Raw genomic sequence first — 23,954 nt, forward strand, 5'->3', positions numbered from 1 at the left:
CAAACCAAAACGTCGCCCCGGCGCGGGCCGGGACGACGTTCTGGTTTACACGAAGCTCGTCGCCGAGCCTCAGTTCATCTTCATGCCTTCCTTGTTCATCAGCATGGTGATCCGGGCGTTCTGCTCATCGCTCATCGCGGCCTTGAAGCGCGGGTAGACCTGCTCTTCTTCCATTTTCGCATGCTCGGCGATGAGGTCGCGGAACTCGCGCACGGTCGGCAGGAACTCGGCCGAATCCTTTTCCATGTTCTCAAGGCGATAGAGGTAGGTCTTCACATAGCCATGCTCATGCTCGAGATGGTCGGCGTCGACCGTTTCATTGGCCTGGCGAAGCGCCGGATAGACGACCTGCTCCTCCTGGAAGCTGTGCTTGTTGAGGCCGTAGTGGAGGAGCTTGACGAGGCCCGCGCGCTTGACCGTTTCGCTGTCCTCGGTGGCGAGGAGCGCGTCGAACTTGGCGAGTGTCGCCTTGTGCTCAAGCTTCAGGATCTCGTCCCAGGCGTTGCCGGCCATGACCGATTCCGACGCCTGCTGCAGGAACTTGCGCGCCCAGTTGGCGCCGATGCCGATCGCCGCGCCGGCCGCCAGCGCGCCGAGCAGCGGGGCGGCGCCGCTCTCGCCGTTGCCGAACGAGAAGGCGCTCTTCTCGGCCGCGGGCTTGCGGGTCTTGCGGTTGTTGTCGTTGCTGCGGCTGCGAGTCCGGGTTTCGTTACGCGTGGCCATGATGGCTCTCCCAACTTGTTGAATTCTCATGGGCGTCAACAAGCGGCGGGAGCGCGACGTTCCTGTTGCGAGCGGTTTGCAGCAGGCGCCGTAGGTCAGGCCTGATTGGTGTCCTGAGCGGGCGGCGCATCCATTTCGGGTTCCGCCTCGGGCGGGGGTGCCGCCACTTCCTCGGGAGCCGGTTCCGGTTGCGCCTCCGGAAGCTGCTCGATGACGTCACGCGGGGGTGGAGGCGGGGTCGCCGTCTCGACGTCCGAGCCCGGCAAGGAGACGGGCTTGCGGCTCGGCGGCGGAGTGCGGTCCCTGGGCGCGGTCGTGCCCCGGTAGACGCAGGCGTCGAGCCCGTCGCGGGCGACGATCGCGATCCGCGCGGCGATGCTGTTGCCGTAACGGCGGGTGAAGCCCTGCGGCGCGATCGCCGCGCGGCCCTTGGGGAGCGGCAGGACGGCGGCGAGCCGGGCGGCCTCGGTCCGGGTCAGCGCGGCGGCGTCATGCCCGTAGTAGCGCTCGGCGCCGGCGTTGACGCCATAGGTGCCGATCCCGGTCTCGGCGAGGTTGAGATAGACCTCCATGATCCGGCGCTTGCCCCACAGGTGCTCGATCAGGAAGGTGAACCAGGCCTCGGCACCCTTGCGAGCATAGCCGCCGCCTTGCCACAGGAAGGCGTTCTTGGCGGTCTGCTGGCTGATGGTCGAGCCGCCACGGATCCGGCCGCCGCTGGCGTTGCGCCGCGCGGCGTCGCTGATCGCGTCCCAGTCGAAGCCGGCATGGCTGCAGAACTTGCTGTCCTCGGCGGCTACCACCGCGCGGACCACGTCGCGGTCGATCCGGTCGAGCCCCATCCACTCGCGCGTCGCGCCGCGCCCGGCGAGCATGTCGCCCGCCATGGTCGCGGTGATCGGCGGGTTGATGAAGCGGTAGGCGATCACCCACAAGATCGATCCCGCGACGAAGACCACGACCAGCAACAGCAGGAAGCGGAAGATCCGCGCAGGAAGCGAGCGGGCGGGACGGGAGCGGGCCATGGAGGACGCGGCTAGCGGGCCGCCCGCCGGCTTTCAATCGCCGCCAGCACCGCCAGCGAACCCGGATCGAGGGGCCGGCCCTTGAGGGCCTTGTCCGCGCTCTGCTTGGCCCCGGCCAGATCACCGCCGGCGAGCCTGGCCTCGGCCTCGAACCGGCGAACCGGCGACCACCAGGCGGGCGGATCGCCCGAATAGCCGTAATCGGCATCTTCCTGGAGCAGCGATCCGCGCTCGAAGGCGGCGGCGGCAAGCGCGGGCTTGCCCTCGATCATTGCCGCACGCCCGTCGAGCACCGCGCTCGCGATCCGCAGCGTTTGGCGGCCATACCAGTCGTAATCGTCCTTCTTGCGCTTGGGCTCGGGCGCCGCGGGGATGGCGGCCTGTTCGCGGCGCACGTCGGCGGCGCGGCCGAGGCGCGCGAAGGCTTCGCCCCGGGCATAATGCCACATGCCCTTGAGCATCGGGAGCCTGGGCTCGGGCACGGCGAGGATCTCTCGCGGGTCGGCGAGGATCCCGAGCGCGACGTAAGCGCCGGCGGCCGCGCGCTGCGAACTGGCGAGCGCCTTGTCAGCCGAGAGCGAGGCGGTGACGAGCGGCCGGGCGAGCCACAAGGCGGTCTCGGCATCGCCCGCCATCAGTGCGCCGCCGATCCCGAAGGTGACGTTGTGGAGGTGATAAGGGACCCCGAAGACCCCCGCGGGCGGCGGCACCGCCATGGCCTTGGCCTGCGCATAGACGATCTCGACCGCCTGACGGTTGACCAGCCCCGCCTCGCGGTAGCGCCCGACCCAGTAGAAGGTGTGGCTCGGCATGTGGACGAGATGCTGGGCGTTGGGGGCCAGCGCGCCGAGGCGATTGGCGAAGGGTTCGGCCTTGGCGGGCTCGCCGGCGATCTCGCTGGCGTGAATGTAGAAATGGATCGCCGGGGTATAGGTCGGGTTGCGACCCAGGACGCGCTCGGCGGCGGCCATGCTGCGCCGGGCGGCGGCCTTCATCTTGGCCTCGTCCTCGCTGCCGGCCTGGAGCCAGGCGTCGGCGGCGAAACTCGCGATCTGGTCGTTGTCGGGATGCTGGTCGGAAATCTTCTGCATCGCGTCGGCGAAGGCGAGGTCGCCCGGCTGCCCCCAGCCGCCGCCCTTGGTGTAGCGGACGACGAGCGCATCGGTGAGCGCCTTCTCGAGCGGATCGCCGCCCTTCGCGGCCATGGCCTGCGCCTCGCGGGCGAGCTTGAGCAGGCCTTTCATCTCTTCGGGCGTCTTGTTGTAATTGATGGTCGGACCGTCGGCCCACGCGACGCCCCAGACGCACATGGCGCAGGCGGGATCGAGCCGGCGCGCTTCCTTCATCGCCTCGACGGCCGCGGCATGCGCGAAGGCTGCGGCGAGCTGGAGGCCGTTGTCGAAAAATGCCTGCGCCTGCGGGACTTGCGTGTCGATCTTGAGGCCACCGCCACCATAACCGCTGAGCAATTGGGGGGTGGCGGGCGCAACCATGTCGGCATGGCCTGCATGGCTTTGCGCTAGTGCAGGCGAAGCGGGAACCGCTGCCGTCAGCAACAGGCCCAGGATGGTGGCTTGGATCCGCATGCTCTTGGCTCCCCCCATTCAGACGGCGGGAGCTTAGCGGACCTGACGAATCTGGCTAGTCGTGCTTGCCGAGGCGATCGGCGGCCGCCTGGTAACTGCGCGCCATGCTGCTCAGCACGTCGGCGGCCTGGGTGTCGGAGATCCCGGCGGCGAGGCGACGGCAACGCGCCGCCTTGATGGTAAGGGCAGCCTTGTCGTCGGCGCCCTCGGAGGAGGCGTCGTCGCGGCCGGTGAATGTAGGATCGGAAGCCAAAGCGTTACTCACTACGTCTGAAGACAGGTAAAGTCGCTGTGGCACGAACGGCCCTCCGTCGGTCGGGTTCCCGACGAAAGGCCGCACATACGTATACGAAGCGAAACTGTGATTAAGCTGTCACACTCGTCAGAGTGCGACTTCGGCCTGGTTCTCGTGCTCGTGATCCTTGCCGGGGTCGCGGCCGAGCATCTTGAGTGCCACCGCGACCAGCGTTGAACCGGTTTCGGCCTTCCAGATCTCGGCCTTGCTGGTGTCGAAGCGCAGCAGCTGGAGCTCGGGATCGTCCTTGCCGTCCTTGTACCAGGCGGCGATGAACGGGTTCCAGAACTTGTCGACCAGCGCCCGGTCGTTGACCAGTTCGAGCGTGCCGTGGATGTGCGCGAACAGGTCGTGGCCCTTCGACGCATAGGTGCAGACCGCGCGGTTGGTTTCCGACAGGCCCTTCACGATCGCCTCGGACTTGGCGCCGAAGAAATAGATGTCGCCGCCGTCCTTGGAGTCATCCTTCCAGTCGACCTGCACGGTCCACGGGCGGGTGCGGCTGTCTTCGACGCCCTGGAGGCCGATCATCACGAACGGCGAGCTCTTCAGCTCCTTCCAGAAGGCTTCCTTCAGTTCCTCGGCGCGCTCGGCATCAGCCACTTGATCTCTCCCATGAAAAGGTTTGGCACCGAAACGGGAGAGGCGGGGGAGGGTTCCTTCGTTCCTAGCGGACCCGGCGGACCAGCAGCCCGCCGCCGTCAGCTTCCCTGACCTGGAACTCGGGCATCGAGCGGACGAGCTCGGAGAGGCTGCGCGCGCCATAGTTGCGGACCGAGAAGCTCAGCACCGCCTTGGCGCGCTGACCGACTTCGGACAGGGACGCAAAGCCTTCCTGGTCGCGCTTGCTCTGCTTCCAGGCCGAACCGAGCGCATTAAGCAATTCCTGCTCGACCGGGCGTGCCTCGTGGTCGGGATCGGCAGGTTCGTCGGGTTCGGCGGCGGCCAGCGCGGCGACGTCAAAGAAGCGGGTGCAGCTGTTCTGGAAGCTGACCGGGGTCTTGGCGGTGCCGAAGCCATAGACCGGGATGCCCGCCTCGCGGATGCGCTGGGCGAGGGGGAGGAAGTCGCTGTCGCTCGACATGATGCCCAGCCCGTCGATCTGGTCGCGGTGGAGCATGTCCATGGCGTCGATCACCATCCGCATGTCGGTCGCGCTCTTGCCCTTGACGACGTCGAACTGCTGGATCGGCTGGATCGAATGCTGGGTGGTGAGCAGGCCCCAGTTCTTGAGCGCGGGCTTGGACCAGTTGCCGTAGGCGCGGCGGACATTGATTCCGCCCAGTTCGCCCAGCACGAGCAACACCTCGTCGAGGTGGTCGGGCGAGGCATTGTCGGCGTCGATCAGCAGGGCAATGTTGCGGTCGCGGTCCATGATGGTCAGGCGTCCTCTGTCACGGGGTCGAACTCGCCGGTCTGCTCGTCGAGCGCCCACAGCTTGCCGTCGGCGACCCCGAAATGAAGGCCATGGAGCATCAGCGAGCCCGCTTTCTCGCGCTCGGCGACGAACGGGAAGGTGCGCAGGTTCGCGAGGCTGGTCTTGACGCCCTCGAGCTCGAGCGCCCGCTGGGGGTTCTCGGGCGCCTCGGCGACGACCTTTTCGCGGGCGTCGTCGAGCATCGCGATCCAGCCCGGGATGAAGCTCTGCTCGGGATCTAGGTCGCCGGCGAGCGACGCGGCGATCCCCCCGCAGGCCCCGTGCCCCATCACGATCACGTGCTTGACGTTGAGGGCCGTCACCGCGAACTCGAGCGCCGCCGACACGCCGTGGAGCCCGCCACCCACCTCGTAGGGCGGGACGAGGTTGGCGACGTTGCGAAGCACGAACATCTCGCCCGGCAGGGTATCGAAGATGGTCGCCGGATCGACCCGGCTGTCGCAGCAGCCGATGATCATGACCGGTGGCTCCTGACCCGTCGCGAGGGCCTCCCAGCGCCGACGCTGATCGGGATAGCCGGTGGAACGGAAGCGGCGATAGCCGTCGAGAAGCGCACGATAAGCTTGCATCGGCGAGCGGCTAATTGAACCGCCCTCCCTTTGCAATTGCACGTGGGCGGAACGATTGTCGGCTTCCCGCGCTTCACCATCCAGACGATGATTTAGCTGGAGGACGTATCCATGAAGAAGGCGATGATGGCGGCCGTATTGGTCGCAGGCGTTTCGGTCACCGGTTGCGCGACCACCAATCCCTATGGCGATCCCTATTATAATGGCGGCAACAACTCGCAGGCGCAGCGCGCCGCGACCGGTGCCGCGGTCGGCGCGGTTGCCGGCGGCGTGCTCGGCGCGGTCGTTCCGGGCGTTTCGACGGTCGGCGGCGCGGTTGCCGGCGGCATCGCCGGTGCGGTGATCGGCGCCGTGGTCAAGGGCAAGCAGTACTACCGCGACACCCGCGGCTACTGCTATTATGTCGATAGTAACGGCAACCCGATCTACGACTACAACACCCGCTGCTAAAGCGTTTCTTCCCTCGGGAAGATAATGGCCGCGCGAGCGGCTGACGGAGGGGTCCCTGCCACCAGGCGGGGGCCCCTCTGGCGCATCTGGCGTCCCGTCGCGTGGCCGAAGGGGTAGGGGTGGCGGTCGGCCACTCCAATCGCTATCTGGCCGCCATGAACGCGCCGACCGCACTCCCGACCCCGCCCCGAGCGCGGAAGCCCGACTGGATCCGGGTCAAGGCTCCGACCTCCGAAGGCTATGCCGAAACGCGCAAGCTGATGCGCTCGCTGAACCTTGCCACCGTGTGCGAGGAAGCGGCCTGCCCGAACATCGGCGAGTGCTGGACCAAGAAGCACGCCACGGTGATGATCCTCGGCGACACCTGCACCCGGGCCTGCGCCTTCTGCAACGTCAAGACGGGCATGCCGCGCGCGGTCGATCCGTTCGAGCCGCAGAACACCGCCATCGCGGCGGCCAAGCTCGGCCTTGAGCACATTGTCATCACCAGCGTCGATCGCGACGACCTTCCCGACGGCGGCGCCAGCCAGTTCGTCAAGGTGATCGAGGCGCTCCGCCGCGAGACTCCAACGACGACGATCGAGATCCTGACCCCCGACTTCCGCAACAAGAGCGAGGAAGCGGTCGCACGGATCGTCGACGCCGGTCCCGACGTCTACAACCACAATCTCGAGACCGTCCCGAGGCTTTATCCGACGATCCGGCCGGGCGCGCGTTATTATGCCTCGCTCCGCCTCCTCGAGAGCGTCAAGCGCCGCAACCCGGCGATCTTCACCAAGTCGGGGGTCATGGTCGGGCTCGGCGAGCAGCGGCTCGAGGTCCACCAGGTGATGGACGACATGCGCTCGGCCGACATCGATTTCCTGACCATGGGCCAGTATCTCCAGCCGACCCCGCGCCATGCCAATGTCGAGGAGTTCGTGACACCCGATTCGTTCAAGGCCTATGCCGCGATCGCCCGGGCCAAGGGCTTCCTGCTGGTGGCGGCATCGCCGCTGACTCGCTCGAGCTATCACGCGGGCGACGATTTCCGGAAGATGCAGGAAGCCCGGGCGGCGCGGCTGGCTCGCTAGGACGCATGCCGAAGCATACCGAAAACCGGTTCCTCCCCTACACGCCCGAGCAGCTCTACGCGCTGGTCGCGGACGTCGCGCGCTATGACGAATTCCTGCCGTGGGTGACCGCGGTGCGGATCCGGTCGTCGAGCGAGACCGAGATGGTGGCGGACCTGATCGTCGGCTTCGGCGCGTTTCGCGAGCGCTTCACCAGCAAGGTCATCAAGCACCACCCCGACGCGATCACGGTCGATTATGTCGAGGGGCCGCTAAAGTTCCTTCATAACGAGTGGCGGTTCGAGCCGGCCGAGGGCGGCACCAACCTCTGCTTCAGCGTCGACTTCGCCTTCCGCAGCCGGATCTTCGAAGCGGTGGCGGGGCAGGTGTTCGACCGGGCGCTGAGGAAGATGACCAACGCCTTCGAACAGCGCGCAGCGGCGCTTTACGGTTCGAGCAACTCGAGCGCGCACAGCGCGGCCTGAAGCCGCACCCCGGCGCGGCCATCGGTCGCGTCGAACAGCTTGGCGTCGGCCATGATCATGTCGGGGTCCTGCCCTTTTTCGGCGCGGGCGAAGATGACGGTGCCGACGGGCTTGGACGGCGTGCCGCCATCGGGGCCGGCAATTCCGGTGATCGCCACGGCGACATCGGCGCCCGACTTCTCGAGCGCACCCTTGGCCATCGCCCAGGCGGTCGCGACACTGACCGCGCCGAAGGTGTCGAGAACGTCCGACGAAACGCCGAGCAGCGAGGTCTTGGCATCATTGGCATACGTGACATAGCCCGCGTCGAACACCGCCGAGCTTCCCGGCACCTCGGTCAGCGCGGCGCTGACGAGGCCGCCGGTGCAGCTTTCGGCCACCGCCATGCGCCGCCCCGCAGCCTTGTTCTTGGCGACCACCTCGCGGGCCTTCGCGGCGAGGTCGGGGTGCACGAGCGATTCCATGGGCGCGATCCTAGGCGGGAAGGCGGATGGTGGCGATGGCCTGCGAGGCGATCCCCTCGCGCCGGCCGGTGAAGCCGAGTTGCTCGGTCGTGGTGGCCTTGATGCTTACCCGTTCGGGCGGAAGGGCCAGGATCTGGGCGACCCGGGCCTGGATCGCCGCGCGATGCGGGCCGACCTTGGGCGCCTCGCAGATCACGGTACAGTCGACATGGTCGATGATCCCGCCGCGCTCACGGATGAGGTCGGCGGCATGGACGAGGAAGCGGTCGCTCGCGGCGCCCTTCCATTGCGGGTCCGAGGGCGGGAAATGCTGGCCGATGTCGCCCAGCGCCGCCGCGCCGAGCAGGGCGTCGGTGATGGCGTGAAGCACGACGTCGGCGTCGCTGTGCCCGGCAAGGCCCTGCGGATGGTCGATCGTGATCCCGCCCATGATGACGGGGCCCGGCCCCTCGAAGGCATGGACGTCGAAACCGGTGCCCGAGCGGCTGATCATCTGCGCGGCAAGCATCATTTCGGCGCGTTCCCAATCATTTGCCGTGGTAAGTTTATGCAGGCTCTCATCGCCGGGCACGGTCGCGACCTTGAGGCCGGCATGCTGCATGACCGTCGATTCGTCGGTCGGCGTGCCCCGGCCGGCCTCCTCATAGGCATAGACGAGGTCGGACTTGTGGAAGGCCTGCGGGGTCTGGACCCGGAGGAGTTGGGTGCGGTTGACCGTGCCGCGCAGCTCGCTGTCGCCCTTGGCGACCGTATCGGCCATCGGCAGCACCGGAACCGCGCCATCGGCCTTGGAGAGGGCGTCGATCAGCCGGTCGACGACGGCGGGCGGGCAGAAGGGGCGGGCGGCGTCATGGATGAGGACGATCCCGTCGGCGCAGGCCTCGAGCCCGGCCCGGACGCTGTCGGCGCGCTCCTTGCCGCCGGTGACGAGGTCGCCGACGTCGAGCCCGGCGAGCGCTTCGCGGGCGGGATCTTCCTGCCCGGCGCCGATCACCACCCTGACCGCATCGACCCGCGGGTGGCGGGCGAGGGCCTCGACGGCGTGGCGCAGCAGCGGCTTCGCGCCCAGCCGGCGATATTGCTTGGGGGTGTCGCTGCCCATCCGGGTGCCCGAACCGGCGGCGACGATGAGGGCGGTGACGGTCTCCACGCGCGCGCCTTGCCCGCAAGCGGCCGCTCCTGTAAAGGCGCGCGCTCCCATGGACAGTTTCAAGCCTATCACGATCGGCCCGGTCCGGATCGACGCGCCGGTCATCCTCGCGCCGATGACGGGGGTCACCGACTTGCCCTTCCGCAAGCTCGTCAAGCGCAACGGCGCCGGGCTGACGGTGAGCGAGATGATCGCCAGCCAGGCCGCGATCCGCGAGACCCGGCAGAGCCTCCAGAAGGCGCTGTGGGACCCGAGCGAAGAGCCGGTCTCGCTCCAGCTCGCCGGCTGCAGCCCGAAGGAAATGGCCGACGCCGCGCGCCTCAACGAGCAGCGCGGCGCGGCCATCATCGACATCAACATGGGCTGCCCGGTCAAGAAGGTGGTCAACGGCGACGCCGGCTCGGCGCTGATGCGAGACCTGCCGCTCGCCGCCGCGATCATCGAGGCGACGGTGAAAGCCGTGTCGGTGCCGGTCACGGTGAAGATGCGGATGGGCTGGTGCCACGACAGCCTCAATGCGCCCGAGCTCGCGCGGATCGCCGAGGATCTTGGCGCACGCATGATCACCGTCCACGGCCGCACCCGCAACCAGATGTACAAGGGGTCGGCCGACTGGTCGTTCGTCGCCAAGGTCAAGGAAGCGACCAGCCTGCCGGTGATCGTCAATGGCGACATCAACAGCCGCGAGGACGCGCGCGAGGCGCTTCGCCAATCGGGCGCCGACGGCGTGATGATCGGCCGCGGCGCTTATGGCCGGCCGTGGCTGCTCGGCCAGGTGATGGCCGACCTCGCCGGGGGCGAGAAGCCCGATCCGAGCATGGACGAGCAGCTCGCGATGATCCTCGAGCAATATGACGCCATGCAGTCACTGTACGGTACGCAGACCGGCGTGAACCTCGCGCGCAAGCACATCGGCTGGTACACCAAGGGCTTGCACGGCTCGGCCGAATTCCGCCAGAAAGTGAATACGCAGGACGATCCCAAGGTCGTCGTCCAGATGCTCCGCGACTTCTACGCGCCGTGGTTGAGCCGGGCGGCCGCCTAGTAGGCCCGCTCGCTGCGCCGCGAAAATAGTTAACGCGCACCGTCACAAACTGTGTTCTTTCGGCCACAAGTCCATGCTAGGGCGGTCGCCGCATGGATGCTCGCGCAACCGCTTCAAGCCTTGATCAGCCACCGAGCCTGAGCCGCTGGCTTGCGGCCGAGCGCGCCAACGGCCGCTTCTACCGGATCATGGAGGGGGTCGCCGCGGGCGCGCTGATCGTGATGCTCGGCGTCAGCTATGTCGTGCTCGGCGCGGGCGACCAGGGGCAGATGGCCTCGCCGACGCTGATCGCGCTCTTGCTGGTCGGCAATCTCGTCCCCGCGATCCTGTTGATGGTGCTTCTGACGCGGCGCCTCGCGGTCAAGCGCGCGGCGCAGGGCGGGCTTGGCACCGGCCTCCTCCACACCCGCCTCGTCGCGCTCTTCTCGATCATCGCGGCAGTGCCGACGGTGCTCATCGCGATCTTCGCGTCGGTGCTGCTCCAGTCCGGCCTCGAATTCTGGTTCTCGAACAAGGCACGGACCATGTTCGAACGGACGGTCGACGTTGCAAGCAACGTCTATGCCTATGAGCTTGGGCGCGTCGGGGCCGAGGCCGAGGCAATGTCGGGCGACGTGTCCGAATACATCCGTACCCTGCCCCAGGAGCGACTGACCGAGGGTCTCGCCTTTCAGACTTACCAGCGCAGCCTGAACGAAGCGGCAATTTTCACGGTCGGGAACGACGGGCAGATCCGAAGCGAGGCCTTGGCCAACGGCTACGAGGGAATGCTCGATCCGGCGCGGATGCGCGCGGCGATCGCCAAGGCGGGCGCGGGCCGCTTCGTCGATGTCCGCACCCCCAACCGCGTGGGTGTCCTCGTCAAGCTCGGCGTCGGCGAACGAACCTATTTGTATGCCGCCCGAAATATTGACCCAACGATCGAGGCGCAGATCAAAGGGGCGAACACCATTCGCTCCGACTATCAAAGTCTCACCGAGCGATCCCGCACCAATCAGCTTCGATTTAATGCCGCGCTGTTGATCGGCAGCCTACTTGTCGTTGGCCTCGCCATCTTTTTCGCCCTCAAGATCGCCGACCGCCTGGTGCGCCCGCTCGGCGGTCTCGTGTCGGCGGCCGGCCGGGTAGAGCAGGGCGATTTCTCCGCACGCGTCGAGGAGAATCGCAAGGACGACGAGATCGGCGTGCTCGCCGCCGCCTTTAACCGGATGACGGGCCGGCTCGAGGAACAGACCGGTGCGCTCAAGGCGGTCAACACGCAGCTCGAAACCCGCCGCGCCTTCATCGAGGCGGTGCTGGGGTCGGTGACCGCGGGCGTCATCGCGCTCGACAACGACCGCCGCATCCTCCTCACCAACCGTTCGGCCGAGGCGCTCTTGCAGCACGGGGCCGAGGGCATCGAGGAGCAGTCGCTCGACGAGGTCAGCCACGAGCTCGCCGAATTCCTCTGCGGCGACCAGCGCGAGGCCGATGTGCTGGTCCGCGCCGAGGGCGGACAGCGGACGCTCGCAGTCAAGCGCGTGCGCTATGCCGACGGCTGGGTGCTGACCTTCGACGACATCACCGAGCAGCTCGCCGACCAGCGCCGCGCTGCCTGGTCCGACATCGCCCGGCGCATCGCCCACGAGATCAAGAACCCGCTGACGCCGATCCAGCTCGCGGCCGAGCGGATCCAGCGGCGCTTCGGCAAGGAAGTGCAGTCCGATCCCGAGACCTTCGGCCGGCTGACCGAGACCATCGTTCGCCAGGTCGGCGACCTTCGCCGCATGGTCGACGAATTCTCCAATTTCGCGCGCATGCCGAAACCCGTGTTCCGCGAGGAGAATGTCCACGAGATCGCGCGCACGGCGCTGTTCCTGCACGAGGTCGCGCATCCGGGGATCAGCTTCACGCTCGATCCGAAGGCCGGCGACATCCGCATGGTCTGCGACCGCCGCCAGCTTGGCCAGGCGCTGACGAACGTCGTCAAGAACGCGGTCGAAGCCATTGAGTCGCGGAAGGCCCGCGGCGAACACAGCCTCGCCGGCGACCGTGTCGCGCTGGCGCTTAAGCGGACAGAGCAGCAGCTCGTGATCGACGTCACCGACACCGGCATCGGCCTGCCCGAGGAGCGCGAGCGGCTGACCGAACCCTATATGACGACGCGGGTCCGCGGGACCGGCCTCGGCCTCGCCATCGTCAAGAAAATCGTCGAGGAGCATGGCGGCGAGATCGCCTTCCTCGACCGCGCGGGCGGGGGCACCCACGTCCGCATCGCTTTCGACTTCGCCAAGCTCGCCGTGCTTGCCGAAGCCGCCGAACAGACGCCTGACGAGGAGACTGCGTGACATGGCTCTAGAAGTGCTGGTCGTGGACGACGAAGCCGACATTCGCGAGCTCGTGGCCGGCGTGCTCGAGGACGAAGGCTATGCCGTTCGCTCGGCCGCCAATTCGACCGAGGCGCTCGAGGCGATCGAAAGCCGCCGCCCGAGCCTCGTCCTGCTCGATGTCTGGCTCCAGGGCTCGCGGCTCGACGGGCTGCAGCTACTCGAGGAAGTGAAGCGGCGCGACAGCTCGCTTCCGATCCTGATGATCAGCGGACACGGCAATCTCGACACTGCGGTGGCGGCGATCCGCGAGGGCGCAGTCGACTTCATCGAGAAGCCGTTCGAGGCGAGCCGGCTGCTCCACCTCGTCGGCCGCGCGACCGAAACCGATCGGCTGCGGCGCGAGAATGCGCATCTCAAGGAGCGCATCGGGACCGAGGATCAGCTGAACGGCGCGTCGGTCGCGATCAACACCGTTCGCGCCACGCTGAAGCGCGTTGCGCCGACCGGCAGCCGCGTGCTGATCACCGGGCCCGCCGGCGTCGGCAAGGAGATTGCCGCGCGCACCATCCACAACTGGAGCACGCGCGCCGACGGGCCGTTCGTCACCGTCGCCGCCGCGCGGATGGACCCGGGCCGGGTCGAGGAGGAATTGTTCGGCTCCGAGGTCGATGGGGTCGCGCGCCCCGGTTTCCTCGAGCAGGCGCATGGCGGGACATTGTTTCTCGACGAGATCGCCGACATGCCGATCACCACGCAGGGCAAGATCCTGCGCGTGCTGACTGACCAGAGCTTCACCCGGGTCGGCGGGCAGCGGCCGGTCAAGGTCGATGTCCGCGTCCTCTCGGCGACCTCGCGCAACCTCAGCGACGAGATCAGCGCGGGCCGCTTCCGCGAAGATCTCTATTATCGCCTGAACGTGGTGCCGATCCGGATTCCGCCCCTGCGCGAGCGACGCGAGGACATTCCCGAGCTCGCGGTCCACTATCTGGCGCGCTTCGCTGCCGACCGCCGCATGCCCGCACCGAGCCTGTCGGACGAGGCGCTCGCCGCGCTCCAGGCGCACGATTGGCCGGGCAATGTCCGCCAATTGAAGAACATCATCGAGCGGACCGTCATCATGGCGCCGACCGAGCGGCTGGGGCGGATCGACGTCGACCTGCTTCCCGCGGAGGTGCTCGACAGCGGTGGCTCGGGCGGGCTGTCCAATTCGACCCTGTCGATCATGGGCTCGCCGCTGCGCGAGGCCCGCGAAAGCTTCGAGCGCGAATACCTCCGGGTCCAGATCCGCCGCTTCTCGGGCAACATCAGCCGCACCGCGAGCTTCATCGGGATGGAGCGCTCGGCGCTGCACCGGAAACTCAAGGCGCTGGGGCTGGGCGACAAGGGACAGAATGGCGAAGACGAGCGTTCAGGTAGCTAGGGGCGCTTGGCGTCCCACAACGATAATAAGAAGAACGCCAAACAATGCCGTCCAAACCCTTGTCCCTGCAGGATCATTTCCTGAACAGCCTGCGCCGGTCGAAGACTCCGGTGACCATCTTCCTAGTGAAGGGCGTGAAACTCACCGGGGTCATCACCTGGTTCGATGCCTTCTCGCTGCTGCTTCGCCGTGATGGGGTGAGCCAGCTGATCTACAAGCATGCGATGTCGACCATCATGCCGGCGCGGCCGCCGGCGGACCTCGACCTCACGGGCTTTCGCGGCGAGGGCGTGGAGGAGGGGAGGGCGACGCTTCAGGACCTGTTCCTCGCCGCCGCCATCCGCCAGCGTGAGGCGATGACGGTGTTCCTCGTCAATGGCGTCATGCTGCAGGGCGAAGTGGTCGCCTTCAACCGCTTCTCGATGCTGCTTGGCCGCGGCAATGAGGTGCAGCTCGTCTACAAGCATGCGGTCTCGACCATGCAGCCGGGAAGCCAGCTCCACCTCGGCGGGGTCGAACCCGACCCTGAGGAGGAGGACGAGAAGTGAGTACCGGTTTCGATCGCGCGGGCGGCGACGGGCTTCGACGGGGCGAGGCGGCGCTGGTGGTGCTGCCCGACCGCTCGAACGAGACCAACGCCCGGACCAGCGACGCCCGGCTCGACGAAGCGCAGGGGCTGGCCGAGGCGATCGGGCTCGACGTCACTGACCGCATGGCCTTCCGAATCCGCCAGCCGCGCCCCGCGACGCTGTTCGGCAAAGGACAGGTCGAGGAGATCGCCGCGCGCGCGGCGGAGCGTGACGCCAAGGTGCTCGTCGTCGATGCGGCGCTGACCCCGGTCCAGCAGAAGAACCTCGAGGACGGAACCAAGGCCAAGGTCATCGACCGCACCGGGCTCATTCTCGAGATCTTCGGCGAGCGCGCGGCGACTGCCGAAGGGCGCCTGCAGGTCGAACTCGCCCACCTCGACTATCAGGCCGGGCGGCTGGTCCGCAGCTGGACCCACCTCGAACGCCAGCGCGGCGGCTTCGGCTTCCTCGGCGGCCCCGGCGAAACCCAGATCGAGGCCGACCGCCGGCTGATCCGCGACCGAATGGCCAAGATCCGCCGCGAGCTCGACCAGGTGAAGCGGACGCGCGCCCTCCACCGTGACCGCCGCAAGCGCGCGCCGTGGCCGATCATCGCGCTCGTCGGCTACACCAATGCCGGCAAGTCGACGCTGTTCAACCGCCTGACCCGCGCCAAGGTGTTCGCCGAGGACCTGCTGTTCGCGACGCTCGATCCGACGATGCGCGAGATCAGCGTGCCGGGCTTCGACAAGGCGATCCTGTCGGACACGGTGGGGTTCGTGTCGAACCTGCCGACCGAACTCGTCGCCGCCTTCCGCGCGACTCTCGAGGAGGTGGCGAGCGCCGACCTCATCCTCCACGTGCGCGACATCCACCACCCCGACAGCGACGCCCAGAAGGCAGACGTCGAGCAGGTGCTGGGCGACCTTGGGATCGCAGCAGGCGAAGAGGGACCGCCGCGGCTCGAGATCTGGAACAAGGTCGATCTCCTCGAAGGCGCCGACCGCGAGGCGGTCGAGAACGAGGCCGACCGGCGTCATGACGTCATCACCGTGTCGGCGCTGAGCGGGGAGGGGACCGATCGCCTCCTGACCCGGGTCGGCGAACTGCTGCGCGAGGGCGCGGCGGTCCACCACCTCCGCCTCGCCAGCAGCGACGGCCAGCGCCTCGCCTGGCTCCACAGCCGCGGCGAAGTGCTGGAGAGCCGGCACGAGGGCGAGGAGATGTTCGTCGCGGTGCGGCTGAGCCCGGAGAACTGGCAGCGCTACCAGGGTCTGTAAGGTCGCCCGACCCTCCAAGTTGTCGATATTGGCGTGGACTTGGCATGCGGCGACGGTCCGGTCGGGCTGCGATGTGAAAGAGCCATGCTGCCGTTCGGGTTCATTGCGACATGCGAAAACCTACTTTGCGGGTGTTGGCGAAGCGGTTGCTCGCAAGCCCGTTTGGGCGTCAGTGCCATCGCGGTTTCGAGGGTGGGGAAGATCCATCGGGAAATAGCGAGGAGGGCTCCTCGCCACCAAATGCCCGCCTTCGTTCACCCAGGCGTCCTCGGCAGATGCATCGCCGGCATCCTCGGCCGCGCTGGAGGCCGCACGATGGCTGGTTGCCGCCTGTCGGTTCACTTCTTCCGCAGCGGACCGAAAGATCGTGAAGTGCGGGCCGGAGGCCGTTGATTTGTTGGGCATCGTCACTCTCCACGGGAGCGGGAGCAGACTGTCTCTCAGTCGCACGTGCTCGACGGGATGTGCGATGCCACGCTTCTACGCCTTTCGCGGTCGCCAGGCCATGGCATCCGAAAGAAAGCCCGTATCCGCCTGCATTTCGCAATGAGCAGGGATTGTATAGGCCGCGCACCATCCCCACATCGTGATCAGCGCGCTGACGATCGAGCGATGTGCGCCTGAGAGATAGCTGCTCCCGCTCCGTGGGAGATCAACATGGCGCTTTCACCCATCGACAGTCTGGCAGATGTGCCTACCGCAAGGGGGGTTGCGCGGCTTCGCGCGAGCCTGATCCATGACTGCGAGCAGGGGCTCGTCAGTCCGCTTCGCTACGATCATCGCGCGCGCGTGCTCCGGCAGCAGGAAGCGCTCCTCGCCAATCGCTCGCGCCGCTGATGCAGCGCCGCTCCTCATCCTCCCAGAAGCGACAGGAACCCAGCCATGCACGGCTCAGATAACGATCACGATCAGGCCGAGCATTCAGCTTCGGTCCCCGCCCCGGAACACGTCCCCCACGCCCTGCTGACGGAGCTCGGTATCGTATCGCGCCAGCAGACGAGCTTCGAGTGGGGCGGCTTTCGCTACACGAATGCCCTCGATGCCATCGCCGCCGCCAAGCGAGCGAGGAAATGATCGTGCCGATCATCACCCAATTGGGGCTCGCGCAACTGGTCGCTACCGGCGCCGTCATCATGCTCGGTTTCGGACTGCTGCAGTCGAAATCGCTGCGGGTGAGGCTGGCACTGGATGCCGCAAGCAAGCGCCGGGGCACCGAGCGGGCGTCGCATGCGACATCGGGCCTGCTGTTCGGCGCGCTCGCGCTGGCGATCATTGCCGCGGGAATTGCCGGGTCGGCGATCGTTCTCGGGTGACGTCAGTTTGCCCTCGGCCTCGCGGCGTGCGGCCATGTGCCGGTGAGGCCAATCGCACCGTCTAGCCCTTGTGAGGCGAGGTCATCCGACCCACTTGGGGGTCATGCTTCCTCTTTCCGTTCTCGACCTGTCCCCCGTTCCGGAGGGCAGCGACCCCGGCGCGTCGCTGCGCAATTCGGCCGACCTCGCGCGCCATGCCGAGGGGCTTGGCTACCAGCGCTATTGGATGGCCGAGCATCACTCGATGCCCGGGATTGCGAGCGCGGCGACGTCGGTGGCGCTGGCGTTTGTGGGGTCGCAGACCTCGACCATCCGGATCGGGGCGGGGGGTGTCATGCTGCCCAACCATGCGCCATTGCTGATCGCCGAGCAGTTCGGGACGCTGGAATCGCTTTATCCGGGCCGCGTCGACCTCGGGCTCGGCCGCGCGCCCGGAACCGACCAGGCCGCGGCCTATGCGATGCGCCGCAACCTGTCGTCAGGGGCTGACCAGTTCCCGAGCGATGTGGTTGAGCTGCAAGGCTATTTCGCCGGTACTAACGGCCGCGTGAAGGCGATCCCAGGGGAGGGGCTGACTATCCCGCTGTGGATCCTCGGCTCGAGCACCTTCGGTGCGCAGCTGGCGGCGATGCTGGGGCTGCCCTACGCCTTCGCCTCGCATTTCGCGCCGGCGCAGATGATGGACGCGATCGCCATCTACCGGCGGAACTTCACGCCCTCGGCGCAGCTTGCCGAGCCCTATGTCATGCTCGGATTCAACGCGATCGTCGCGGATACCGACGAGGAGGCCGAACTCCTCGCGACCTCGGTGCAGCAGGCGTTCGTGAACCTTCGCACCGGCCAGCCGGGCAAGCTCCCGCCGCCGCGCGCCGGGTTTGCCGACACCTTGCCGCTCGAGGCGCGGGCGATGCTGCAGCAGGTGCTGAGTTGCTCGGCGATTGGCAGCGTCGCCACGGCCCGGGCCCAGCTCGCCGAGTTCGTCGAGCGCGCCAAGCCCGACGAACTGATGGTGACCGCGCAGATCCACGACCACCAGGCGCGCTTGCGGTCGTACGGACTGCTGGTGGAAGCTGCCAAGCAGCCCGAGCCGGCGCTGGCGGGCTGAGGCTATTCCTCAGTAGATTTTGCCCCATCCGGCGACGCCGCGAAGCTCACCATTGTCGCTGAACGTCAGAACGACGCCATGCTCCCCGTCCCAGGCGGCGCGGCCTTCGACCTGAGCGATGATGTTCTCGCTGCGGTCGGTGGTTACGATGATCGAATCGAACGCAGTGAGGGGCCAAACCTCCGACGGCGCTGCCGCTGCTCTTGGGTTGAGAAACTTCGATCCTTGCGCCTTCTCCCAATCAAGCTGCTCCTGCGCAGTCTCGAAGTCGCCGTCGTCGATCGCTTCGCTGTAGAAATCGAATAACGCCGTCTCGATTGCCGATCGATCGTCGACGGGCATGGTGGCCAGTGTCTCGACCGTGCGGATGCACGCCTCGAGCGAGAGCCTTCCGGGTCGGAAGGTGACACTGAGCTGCCGGTCGGACAGGGCGGGAAGGGTGATACCCATTTGCGACCGAAAGAAGGACGCTTCCAGCGTTGCGGCAATGTTCTGACTGTCCGACAAATCGTCAACCCCTGGAGACCTCAATCACGCGTGAATGTGGCGCCCCGCTTTGCCGCAGTCCACAGCGCCTCTTTCTCGTCGAGGCTCATGTCACCGAAGCCGGGCGCCTGTTCGATGCTGCGGAAACGCTTCTCGAACTTGGCATTGGCTTTGCGCAGCGCCTCTTCGGGATTGATCTTGAGAAAGCGTGCGAGGTTGGTGACCGCGAACAGGAGGTCGCCGATCTCTTCCTCGCGGTGGGCGTCGTCGGTCGCGCTGTCGACCTCGGCGAGCTCCTCCAAAATCTTGGCCCGGGCGCCGCTGGCGTCGGGCCAGTCGAAGCCGGTGCGGGCGGCGCGCTTCTGGAGCTTCACCGCGCGTTCGAGCGCGGGCAGGCCGAGGGCGACGCCGGCGAGGACGCTCGGGTCGGCATCGGCCTTGGCGGCGCGCTCGGCGGCCTTGATCTCTTCCCAGCGGTGGTGGCCGCCGGTAGCGTCGTCGCCGAAGATGTGCGGATGGCGGCGCTCCATCTTGTCGCTGATGCCGTCGAGGACCTGGTTCAGCGTGAAATGGCCGGCCTCGGCCGCCATCTGCGCGTGGAAGACGATCTGGAGCGCGAGGTCGCCGAGCTCGTCCTTGAGGTCGGCCATGTCGCCACGCGCGATCGCGTCGGCCACCTCATAGGCTTCCTCGATCGTATAGGGCGCGATCGTCGCGAAGGTCTGCACAGTGTCCCATTCGCAACCCGTTTGCGGATCGCGCAGCCGAGCCATGACATTCATCAATCGCTCGAGCGCGGCAGCCGCGTCGGGCTGGTCGTGGATGACGGCGGGGGCTTCGGAAACGGCGCTCATGCGACCTCATCTGTAAGTCTGATAATATGTATTATGTTAAGTGGGCGATAGAGAGGTGGGCGGCAATCAGCCTTCCAGCACCAGCCAGCGTCCCTCGACGCTCCAGCGCCGCAGGCTCGTCAGATAGTTCATGCCGAGCACGTTCAGTTCGTCCCCGTCGGCGACGAACAGCTTCACGTCCTTGCGCGCGATGTCGCCGATGGTGACCGTGTCGGCGTTGGCGCGGGCCATCTTGATGAGGCCGTTGCCAGTGCGCACGAGCTGGTTGCGCTGGTCGCCAACGGGCACGCCGGCAAGCGCGGCGGTCTTGCGGCCGATCGTGGTCATGGTCGCGCCGCTGTCGACGAGGAAGTCGACCGGCACGCCGTTGACGTGCGCCTGGATCCAGAAATGGCCATCGACCGCAAGCGGCACCCGGAGCGTCGTCCCGTCGCCGAGCCGGACCGGACGCCCGGTCGCTTCGGCCTCGAGCCGCTGTGCGACATAGTTGAGATCGTCTCTGAAGCTGAAGACGATGAAGCCGGCGCCGAAGATGAAGACGAAGGCGATGATCGAAGTGATCCCGCGCAGCACCGGTGCGCGGCGGCCGATCAGCGCGCCCAGCACGAGCATGCCCGCCATCAGGAGGTACAGGCCGCCCAGTTGAAGGTCGTTGGTCAGCATCTCAGGGTTTCAGCACCAGATTGTCGCCCTCGACCGCCCAGCCGCGCAGGCTCGAGAGGAAGTTCATGCCGAGCACGCTGGTGCCGTCATTGGGGTTGATGTTGACGCTCATGTCCGCGCGGCGGATCGCGCCCACTTCGAGCAGCCCGGCGGTGACGCGCGGCATGAAGACCTCGCCATTGGCGGTGCCGACGAAATCGCCGCGCATGCCCGCTTCGAGACCGGCAGCCTTGGCGGCGTCGGCCGAGAGCGTGGTGGTGGTCGCGCCGCTGTCGACGAGGAAGCGGACGGTCTTGCCGTTGACCTTGCCGTCGACCCAGAAATGGCCGTCGTCGCGCTTGGGGATGCGATAGGTCTCGCCGCTGGCGATCGGGGCCGCCTCCCCCATCGCCTCGCTCTTAAGCCGGGCGCCCAATGCCCCGAATTCGCCCCGGAAGGCGAAGATGGCAAAGAAGGCGGCGAACACCGCGACCCAGGCGAGCACCATCTTCAGGGTCTTCGAGGCGGTCATCCCGCGCCCGAACAGGCTCATGCCGACGAAGATGATCGCGATCAGGAGGTAGAGCGCGTTGGGCGCCTGGCCGTCGGACATGGAAACGCTAGACCTCGATCTCCAGCCCGTCCCAGGCCGGGGCGGCCCAGTCCGGAAGCTCCTTCCCAAGTTGGGCATGATCCATGCTGTTGTCGAGATGCGTGAGGACGAGCTGTCCGACCCGCAGCTCGCGCGCCCAGCCGAGGACCGCGTCGAGATGGGCATGCGTGGGATGCGGACGGCGGCGCAGGCAGTCGGCGACCCAGACATCGGTGCGATCGTACAGTGACGCCATGGCGTCGGTCAGGTCGTGGAAGTCGACCGCGTAAACGAGGCTTTTCTCGCCTTCGTCGAAGCGCAGGCCGAGGCTGGTGATGCGGCCGTGGGGCTGGTCGACGAAGCGGATCCGCGTGCCCTGAACCATCCACTCGCCGTCGATCGCCTCGGTCCGGGCGACCGCGGGATAGAGCGCGTTGCCCTCGAACAGGTAGCGGAAGCGCGGCACGAAGCGCTCGATGACCTCTGGTCGGGCGTGGACCGAGACCTGGTCGCCGCGATTGTGGGCGAGCTGGCGAAGGTCGTCGAGGCCGTGGATGTGGTCGGCATGGTCGTGCGTGATGACCACCCGGTCGACCGTGGCGACACCGGCGGCGTTCAGTTGCTGGCGAAGGTCGGGTCCGGCGTCGATCAGCAACCGCGTCTCGCCGAGGGTGGCGAGCGCGGCGGCACGCAGGCGGCGGTTCTTCGGCTCGGCGGGATCGACCGTTCCCCAGTCGTTGCCGATCCTGGGGACGCCCGAACTGGTGCCTGACCCGAGGATGCGCAGTTTCACGTCGGCGGCCGTGCCTTGGAGAACAAACGGAAGAAGTTGGCGCTGGTCTGCTCGGCGAGCGCCTCGGGGCTCACGCCGCGAAGCCCGGCGACGAAAGCGGCGGTGTCGGCGACATAGGCTGGCTCGCACGGCTTGCCCCGATGCGGCACCGGCGCGAGGAACGGGCTGTCGGTCTCGACCAGCAGGCGATCCTCGGGAATCGTCTTCGCGACCTCAGCCAGATCCTTGGCATTCTTGAAGGTGACGATGCCGCTGAGCGAGATGAAGAAGCCGATCTCGAGGCCCCGGTCCGCCAGCCATTGCGTGCCGGTGAAACAGTGGAGCACCCCCCTCACCCCGCCCTTCCCCGCTTCCTCCGCGAGAATCTGCGCGGTGTCCTCCTCGGCGTCGCGGGTGTGGATGATGAGCGGCAGGTCGGTCAGCCGCGCGGCCTCGATCTGGGCGCGGAACCGGGACTTCTGGCTGTCGCGGTCGGACTTGTCGTAATAATAGTCGAGCCCGCACTCGCCGATGGCGACGACCTTGGGATGCTGCGCGGCATCCACCAACGCCTGCGTTCCCAGGTCGGGATGCGCGTCGGCCTCGTGCGGGTGGACGCCGATCGAGGCCCAGACATCTGGATGACGCTCCGCCCCCGCGACCACATCGGCCCATTCGCGCTGGCGGGTCGAGATGTTGAGGAACCCACCGACGCCGCGGGCCCGGGCGCGCTCCAGCACCCCGCCCTCGTCCTCGACCAGACCGGGGTAATTGAGGTGGCAGTGGCTGTCGATCAGCATCAGGCGGGCTCGTCCGTGGTCACGAGTTCCAGACGCGGGAAGATGGGGCTCGGTTGCGCGAGGCGGCCCGCGGCCCTTCCCTCCTCCAGATAGGCAGTCAGTTTCGCGATCGAGGCGGGCACGATCGGCGCGATGCAGGCGCCGAGCCGTTCGGTCGCGTGCGCCAGTGTCCCGAGGACCTGCGCCATGCGAGCTGGGTCGGTCTTGCGCAGCGCCCACGGCGCCATGGCATCGACGTAGGCATTGGCGGCGAACACCGCGGCCATCCACGCTTCGAGCCCGGCGGAGAAGTCGAGATCGGCGAAACGCGCGGCGACCGCGGCTTCGGCCTCGGCGACCTTGGCGAGGAGCTCGGCATCGTCCACCTCTTCGCCGGCGGGCGGAAGAACGCCGTCCAAGTTCTTGACGATCATCGAGAATGTGCGCTGCGCCAGGTTGCCGAAGCTGTTCGCGAGCTCGGCGTTGCAGCGGGTGACGATAGCCTCGTCCGAATAGCTGCCGTCCTGCCCGAAGCTGACTTCGCGCATCAGGAAATAGCGCAACGAGTCGACGCCATAGGTGCGGGCGAGCGCCATCGGATCGACGACGTTGCCGAGGCTCTTGCTCATCTTCTCGCCGCGGGCGAGGAGGAAGCCGTGGCCGAACACCGCCTTGGGGAGCGGCAGTCTCGCACTCATCAGGAAGGCGGGCCAGTAGACCGCGTGGAAGCGGACGATGTCCTTGCCGATGAGGTGGATGTCCGCCGGCCAGAAGCGGTCATATTCCGCCTTGTCGCCGGGGAAGCCGACGCCGGTCATGTAGGTGGTGAGGGCGTCAACCCAAACGTACATGACGTGGCCGGGCGAGCCGGGCACGGGGACGCCCCAGTCGAAGCTGGTGCGGGAAACGCTCAAGTCCTTGAGGCCCCCTTCGACGAAGCGGATCACCTCGTTGCGGCGGCCTTCGGGACGGATGAAGTCGGGATTGTCGGCGTAGAGCTTGAGCAGCGGCTCGGCGTAGCGCGAAAGGCGGAAGAACCAGCTCTCCTCGACCGTCCACTCGACCGGGGTGCCCTGCGGCGAGAGCTTGGTGCCGTCCTCGCCCGCGACCAGTTCCTCCTCGCCGTAGAAGGCCTCGTCGCGGACCGAGTACCAGCCCTCGTAGCGGTCGAGGTAGAGGTCGCCATTGGCCTCCATCGCCTTCCACAGCGCAATGCTCGCCTCATGGTGGCGCGGCTCGGTAGTGCGGACGAAGGCGTCGTAGCTGATCGCAAGCTCATCGCACATCGCACGGAAATGGCCCGACATTTCGTCGGCGAACTCGAGCGTTTCGCGGTTCAGACCACGCGCGGTCTGGACCATCTTCAGGCCATGCTCGTCGGTCCCGGTGACCAGCCGCACATCCTTGCCGAGCCCGCGCTGGAAGCGGGCGATGACGTCGGCGGCGATCGCCTCATAGGCATGGCCGATGTGCGGGCGGCCGTTGGGATAGGCGATGGCGGTGGTGATGTAGAAAGGCTCGGACATATCGCCGCCGCCTTAGAGGCAAACC

At 67.2% G+C, this 23,954-nt stretch carries 27 protein-coding genes and 1 pseudogene; 12 read left to right on the forward strand and 16 right to left on the reverse strand.

Annotation, left to right across the window (positions count from 1 at the left end):
• Positions 1-69: 69 nt before the first annotated feature.
• The 7 genes and pseudogenes from ABD693_RS11155 to ABD693_RS11185 form a co-directional block, all read right to left on the reverse strand.
• Positions 70-723, reverse strand: a complete 654-nt coding sequence (locus ABD693_RS11155; protein WP_344697145.1) for a hemerythrin domain-containing protein — start codon at positions 721-723, stop codon at positions 70-72.
• 326 nt (positions 724-1,049) lie between these two features.
• Positions 1,050-1,748: pseudogene (gene mtgA, locus ABD693_RS11160) on the reverse strand (monofunctional biosynthetic peptidoglycan transglycosylase); the annotation flags it as partial.
• Between the two features lie 11 nt (positions 1,749-1,759).
• Positions 1,760-3,334, reverse strand: a complete 1,575-nt coding sequence (locus ABD693_RS11165; RefSeq protein WP_344697146.1) for a hypothetical protein — start codon at positions 3,332-3,334, stop codon at positions 1,760-1,762.
• A gap of 55 nt (positions 3,335-3,389) precedes the next feature.
• Entirely contained in the window at positions 3,390-3,599 is a 210-nt protein-coding gene (locus ABD693_RS11170; RefSeq protein WP_344697147.1) for a hypothetical protein, read from the reverse strand.
• Between the two features lie 117 nt (positions 3,600-3,716).
• Positions 3,717-4,232, reverse strand: a complete 516-nt coding sequence (locus ABD693_RS11175) for a pyridoxamine 5'-phosphate oxidase family protein (protein ID WP_344697148.1) — start codon at positions 4,230-4,232, stop codon at positions 3,717-3,719.
• Positions 4,233-4,296: 64 nt separating this feature from the next.
• Positions 4,297-5,004, reverse strand: coding sequence for an NYN domain-containing protein (locus tag ABD693_RS11180; RefSeq protein WP_344697149.1), 708 nt, complete (start codon positions 5,002-5,004; stop codon positions 4,297-4,299).
• Between the two features lie 5 nt (positions 5,005-5,009).
• Positions 5,010-5,636, reverse strand: a complete 627-nt coding sequence (locus ABD693_RS11185; RefSeq protein ID WP_344697150.1) for a carbonic anhydrase — start codon at positions 5,634-5,636, stop codon at positions 5,010-5,012.
• 111 nt (positions 5,637-5,747) lie between these two features.
• Here ABD693_RS11185 and ABD693_RS11190 point away from each other — a divergent pair, with 111 nt between their 5' ends.
• The 3 genes from ABD693_RS11190 (at position 5,748) to ABD693_RS11200 (ending at position 7,623) form a co-directional block, all read left to right on the forward strand.
• Positions 5,748-6,086: a hypothetical protein gene (locus tag ABD693_RS11190; protein WP_344697151.1), complete on the forward strand. Its 339-nt coding sequence runs from the start codon at positions 5,748-5,750 to the stop codon at positions 6,084-6,086.
• Positions 6,087-6,241: 155 nt separating this feature from the next.
• A complete protein-coding gene (gene lipA, locus ABD693_RS11195; RefSeq protein WP_344697623.1) occupies positions 6,242-7,159 on the forward strand; it encodes a lipoyl synthase in 918 nt (305 codons plus the stop codon).
• A gap of 5 nt (positions 7,160-7,164) precedes the next feature.
• On the forward strand, positions 7,165-7,623 hold the full coding sequence (locus ABD693_RS11200) for a type II toxin-antitoxin system RatA family toxin (protein WP_344697152.1): 459 nt from the start codon (positions 7,165-7,167) through the stop codon (positions 7,621-7,623).
• Here the strand turns inward: ABD693_RS11200 and ABD693_RS11205 are convergent.
• Both ABD693_RS11205 and ABD693_RS11210 read right to left on the reverse strand, forming a co-directional pair.
• Positions 7,584-8,087 (reverse strand): CinA family protein, encoded by a 504-nt coding sequence (locus ABD693_RS11205; protein WP_344697153.1) that lies wholly within the window; start codon positions 8,085-8,087, stop codon positions 7,584-7,586. The genes ABD693_RS11200 and ABD693_RS11205 overlap by 40 nt on opposite strands.
• A gap of 10 nt (positions 8,088-8,097) precedes the next feature.
• Positions 8,098-9,237, reverse strand: coding sequence for a bifunctional 2-C-methyl-D-erythritol 4-phosphate cytidylyltransferase/2-C-methyl-D-erythritol 2,4-cyclodiphosphate synthase (locus ABD693_RS11210; RefSeq protein ID WP_425567278.1), 1,140 nt, complete (start codon positions 9,235-9,237; stop codon positions 8,098-8,100).
• Positions 9,238-9,286: 49 nt separating this feature from the next.
• Between ABD693_RS11210 and dusB the strand changes: the two genes are divergently transcribed.
• From dusB to ABD693_RS11255, 9 genes are all read left to right on the forward strand, one after another.
• Positions 9,287-10,282, forward strand: coding sequence for a tRNA dihydrouridine synthase DusB (dusB, locus tag ABD693_RS11215; RefSeq protein WP_344697155.1), 996 nt, complete (start codon positions 9,287-9,289; stop codon positions 10,280-10,282).
• A gap of 92 nt (positions 10,283-10,374) precedes the next feature.
• Positions 10,375-12,609 (forward strand): sensor histidine kinase NtrY-like, encoded by a 2,235-nt coding sequence (locus tag ABD693_RS11220; RefSeq protein WP_344697156.1) that lies wholly within the window; start codon positions 10,375-10,377, stop codon positions 12,607-12,609.
• Between the two features lies 1 nt (position 12,610).
• Positions 12,611-14,011, forward strand: coding sequence for a nitrogen assimilation response regulator NtrX (gene ntrX / locus ABD693_RS11225; protein WP_344697157.1), 1,401 nt, complete (start codon positions 12,611-12,613; stop codon positions 14,009-14,011).
• Positions 14,012-14,055: 44 nt separating this feature from the next.
• Positions 14,056-14,559: an RNA chaperone Hfq gene (gene hfq / locus ABD693_RS11230; RefSeq protein WP_344697158.1), complete on the forward strand. Its 504-nt coding sequence runs from the start codon at positions 14,056-14,058 to the stop codon at positions 14,557-14,559.
• Positions 14,556-15,860, forward strand: a complete 1,305-nt coding sequence (gene hflX, locus ABD693_RS11235; protein WP_344697159.1) for a GTPase HflX — start codon at positions 14,556-14,558, stop codon at positions 15,858-15,860. The genes hfq and hflX overlap by 4 nt, the downstream gene beginning before the upstream one ends.
• A 690-nt stretch (positions 15,861-16,550) precedes the next feature.
• Complete coding sequence (locus ABD693_RS11240; RefSeq protein ID WP_344697160.1) at positions 16,551-16,697, forward strand: hypothetical protein; 147 nt, start codon at positions 16,551-16,553, stop codon at positions 16,695-16,697.
• A gap of 45 nt (positions 16,698-16,742) precedes the next feature.
• Positions 16,743-16,934, forward strand: coding sequence for a hypothetical protein (locus tag ABD693_RS11245; protein ID WP_344697161.1), 192 nt, complete (start codon positions 16,743-16,745; stop codon positions 16,932-16,934).
• Entirely contained in the window at positions 16,931-17,173 is a 243-nt protein-coding gene (locus tag ABD693_RS11250) for a hypothetical protein (protein WP_344697162.1), read from the forward strand. Before ABD693_RS11245 ends, ABD693_RS11250 begins: the two co-directional genes overlap by 4 nt.
• 103 nt (positions 17,174-17,276) lie before the next feature.
• Positions 17,277-18,278, forward strand: coding sequence for an LLM class flavin-dependent oxidoreductase (locus ABD693_RS11255; protein WP_344697163.1), 1,002 nt, complete (start codon positions 17,277-17,279; stop codon positions 18,276-18,278).
• Positions 18,279-18,287: 9 nt separating this feature from the next.
• On the opposite strand, the gene ABD693_RS11260 is transcribed toward ABD693_RS11255, so the two are convergent.
• The 7 genes from ABD693_RS11260 to metG all read right to left on the reverse strand — a co-directional run bounded on the left by ABD693_RS11260 (position 18,288) and on the right by metG (position 23,929).
• On the reverse strand, positions 18,288-18,728 hold the full coding sequence (locus ABD693_RS11260; protein WP_344697164.1) for a DUF6985 domain-containing protein: 441 nt from the start codon (positions 18,726-18,728) through the stop codon (positions 18,288-18,290).
• A 77-nt stretch (positions 18,729-18,805) separates the two neighbouring features.
• Complete coding sequence (mazG, locus tag ABD693_RS11265; protein WP_344697624.1) at positions 18,806-19,546, reverse strand: nucleoside triphosphate pyrophosphohydrolase; 741 nt, start codon at positions 19,544-19,546, stop codon at positions 18,806-18,808.
• Positions 19,547-19,684: 138 nt separating this feature from the next.
• A complete protein-coding gene (locus ABD693_RS11270) occupies positions 19,685-20,281 on the reverse strand; it encodes a retropepsin-like aspartic protease family protein (protein WP_344697165.1) in 597 nt (198 codons plus the stop codon).
• 1 nt (position 20,282) lies between these two features.
• Positions 20,283-20,873 (reverse strand): retropepsin-like aspartic protease family protein, encoded by a 591-nt coding sequence (locus ABD693_RS11275; RefSeq protein WP_344697166.1) that lies wholly within the window; start codon positions 20,871-20,873, stop codon positions 20,283-20,285.
• A gap of 7 nt (positions 20,874-20,880) precedes the next feature.
• A complete protein-coding gene (locus tag ABD693_RS11280; protein ID WP_344697167.1) occupies positions 20,881-21,645 on the reverse strand; it encodes an MBL fold metallo-hydrolase in 765 nt (254 codons plus the stop codon).
• Positions 21,642-22,424 (reverse strand): TatD family hydrolase, encoded by a 783-nt coding sequence (locus tag ABD693_RS11285; RefSeq protein WP_344697168.1) that lies wholly within the window; start codon positions 22,422-22,424, stop codon positions 21,642-21,644. The genes ABD693_RS11280 and ABD693_RS11285 overlap by 4 nt, the downstream gene beginning before the upstream one ends.
• Entirely contained in the window at positions 22,424-23,929 is a 1,506-nt protein-coding gene (gene metG / locus ABD693_RS11290) for a methionine--tRNA ligase (RefSeq protein WP_344697169.1), read from the reverse strand. The genes ABD693_RS11285 and metG overlap by 1 nt, the downstream gene beginning before the upstream one ends.
• Positions 23,930-23,954: the final 25 nt, after the last annotated feature.

It is taken from the genome of Sphingomonas rosea, from assembly GCF_039538065.1.
In the GTDB taxonomy this organism is placed as follows: Bacteria; Pseudomonadota; Alphaproteobacteria; order Sphingomonadales; family Sphingomonadaceae; genus Sphingomicrobium; species Sphingomicrobium rosea.

Bases quoted from the DNA above. Each gene is read 5' to 3' on its own strand.
- ABD693_RS11155 (WP_344697145.1), bottom strand. From the start codon at position 723: ATGGCCACGCGTAACGAAACCCGGACTCGCAGCCGCAGCAACGACAAC.
- ABD693_RS11165 (WP_344697146.1), bottom strand. From the start codon at position 3,334: ATGCGGATCCAAGCCACCATCCTGGGCCTGTTGCTGACGGCAGCGGTT.
- ABD693_RS11180 (WP_344697149.1), bottom strand. From the start codon at position 5,004: ATGGACCGCGACCGCAACATTGCCCTGCTGATCGACGCCGACAATGCC.
- ABD693_RS11185 (WP_344697150.1), bottom strand. From the start codon at position 5,636: ATGCAAGCTTATCGTGCGCTTCTCGACGGCTATCGCCGCTTCCGTTCC.
- ABD693_RS11190 (WP_344697151.1), top strand. From the start codon at position 5,748: ATGAAGAAGGCGATGATGGCGGCCGTATTGGTCGCAGGCGTTTCGGTC.
- lipA (WP_344697623.1), top strand. From the start codon at position 6,242: ATGAACGCGCCGACCGCACTCCCGACCCCGCCCCGAGCGCGGAAGCCC.
- ABD693_RS11200 (WP_344697152.1), top strand. From the start codon at position 7,165: ATGCCGAAGCATACCGAAAACCGGTTCCTCCCCTACACGCCCGAGCAG.
- ABD693_RS11205 (WP_344697153.1), bottom strand. From the start codon at position 8,087: ATGGAATCGCTCGTGCACCCCGACCTCGCCGCGAAGGCCCGCGAGGTG.
- dusB (WP_344697155.1), top strand. From the start codon at position 9,287: ATGGACAGTTTCAAGCCTATCACGATCGGCCCGGTCCGGATCGACGCG.
- ABD693_RS11220 (WP_344697156.1), top strand. From the start codon at position 10,375: ATGGATGCTCGCGCAACCGCTTCAAGCCTTGATCAGCCACCGAGCCTG.
- ntrX (WP_344697157.1), top strand. From the start codon at position 12,611: ATGGCTCTAGAAGTGCTGGTCGTGGACGACGAAGCCGACATTCGCGAG.
- hfq (WP_344697158.1), top strand. From the start codon at position 14,056: ATGCCGTCCAAACCCTTGTCCCTGCAGGATCATTTCCTGAACAGCCTG.
- ABD693_RS11245 (WP_344697161.1), top strand. From the start codon at position 16,743: ATGCACGGCTCAGATAACGATCACGATCAGGCCGAGCATTCAGCTTCG.
- ABD693_RS11250 (WP_344697162.1), top strand. From the start codon at position 16,931: ATGATCGTGCCGATCATCACCCAATTGGGGCTCGCGCAACTGGTCGCT.
- ABD693_RS11255 (WP_344697163.1), top strand. From the start codon at position 17,277: ATGCTTCCTCTTTCCGTTCTCGACCTGTCCCCCGTTCCGGAGGGCAGC.
- ABD693_RS11260 (WP_344697164.1), bottom strand. From the start codon at position 18,728: ATGGGTATCACCCTTCCCGCCCTGTCCGACCGGCAGCTCAGTGTCACC.
- mazG (WP_344697624.1), bottom strand. From the start codon at position 19,546: ATGAATGTCATGGCTCGGCTGCGCGATCCGCAAACGGGTTGCGAATGG.
- ABD693_RS11270 (WP_344697165.1), bottom strand. From the start codon at position 20,281: ATGCTGACCAACGACCTTCAACTGGGCGGCCTGTACCTCCTGATGGCG.
- ABD693_RS11275 (WP_344697166.1), bottom strand. From the start codon at position 20,873: ATGTCCGACGGCCAGGCGCCCAACGCGCTCTACCTCCTGATCGCGATC.
- ABD693_RS11285 (WP_344697168.1), bottom strand. From the start codon at position 22,424: ATGCTGATCGACAGCCACTGCCACCTCAATTACCCCGGTCTGGTCGAG.
- metG (WP_344697169.1), bottom strand. From the start codon at position 23,929: ATGTCCGAGCCTTTCTACATCACCACCGCCATCGCCTATCCCAACGGC.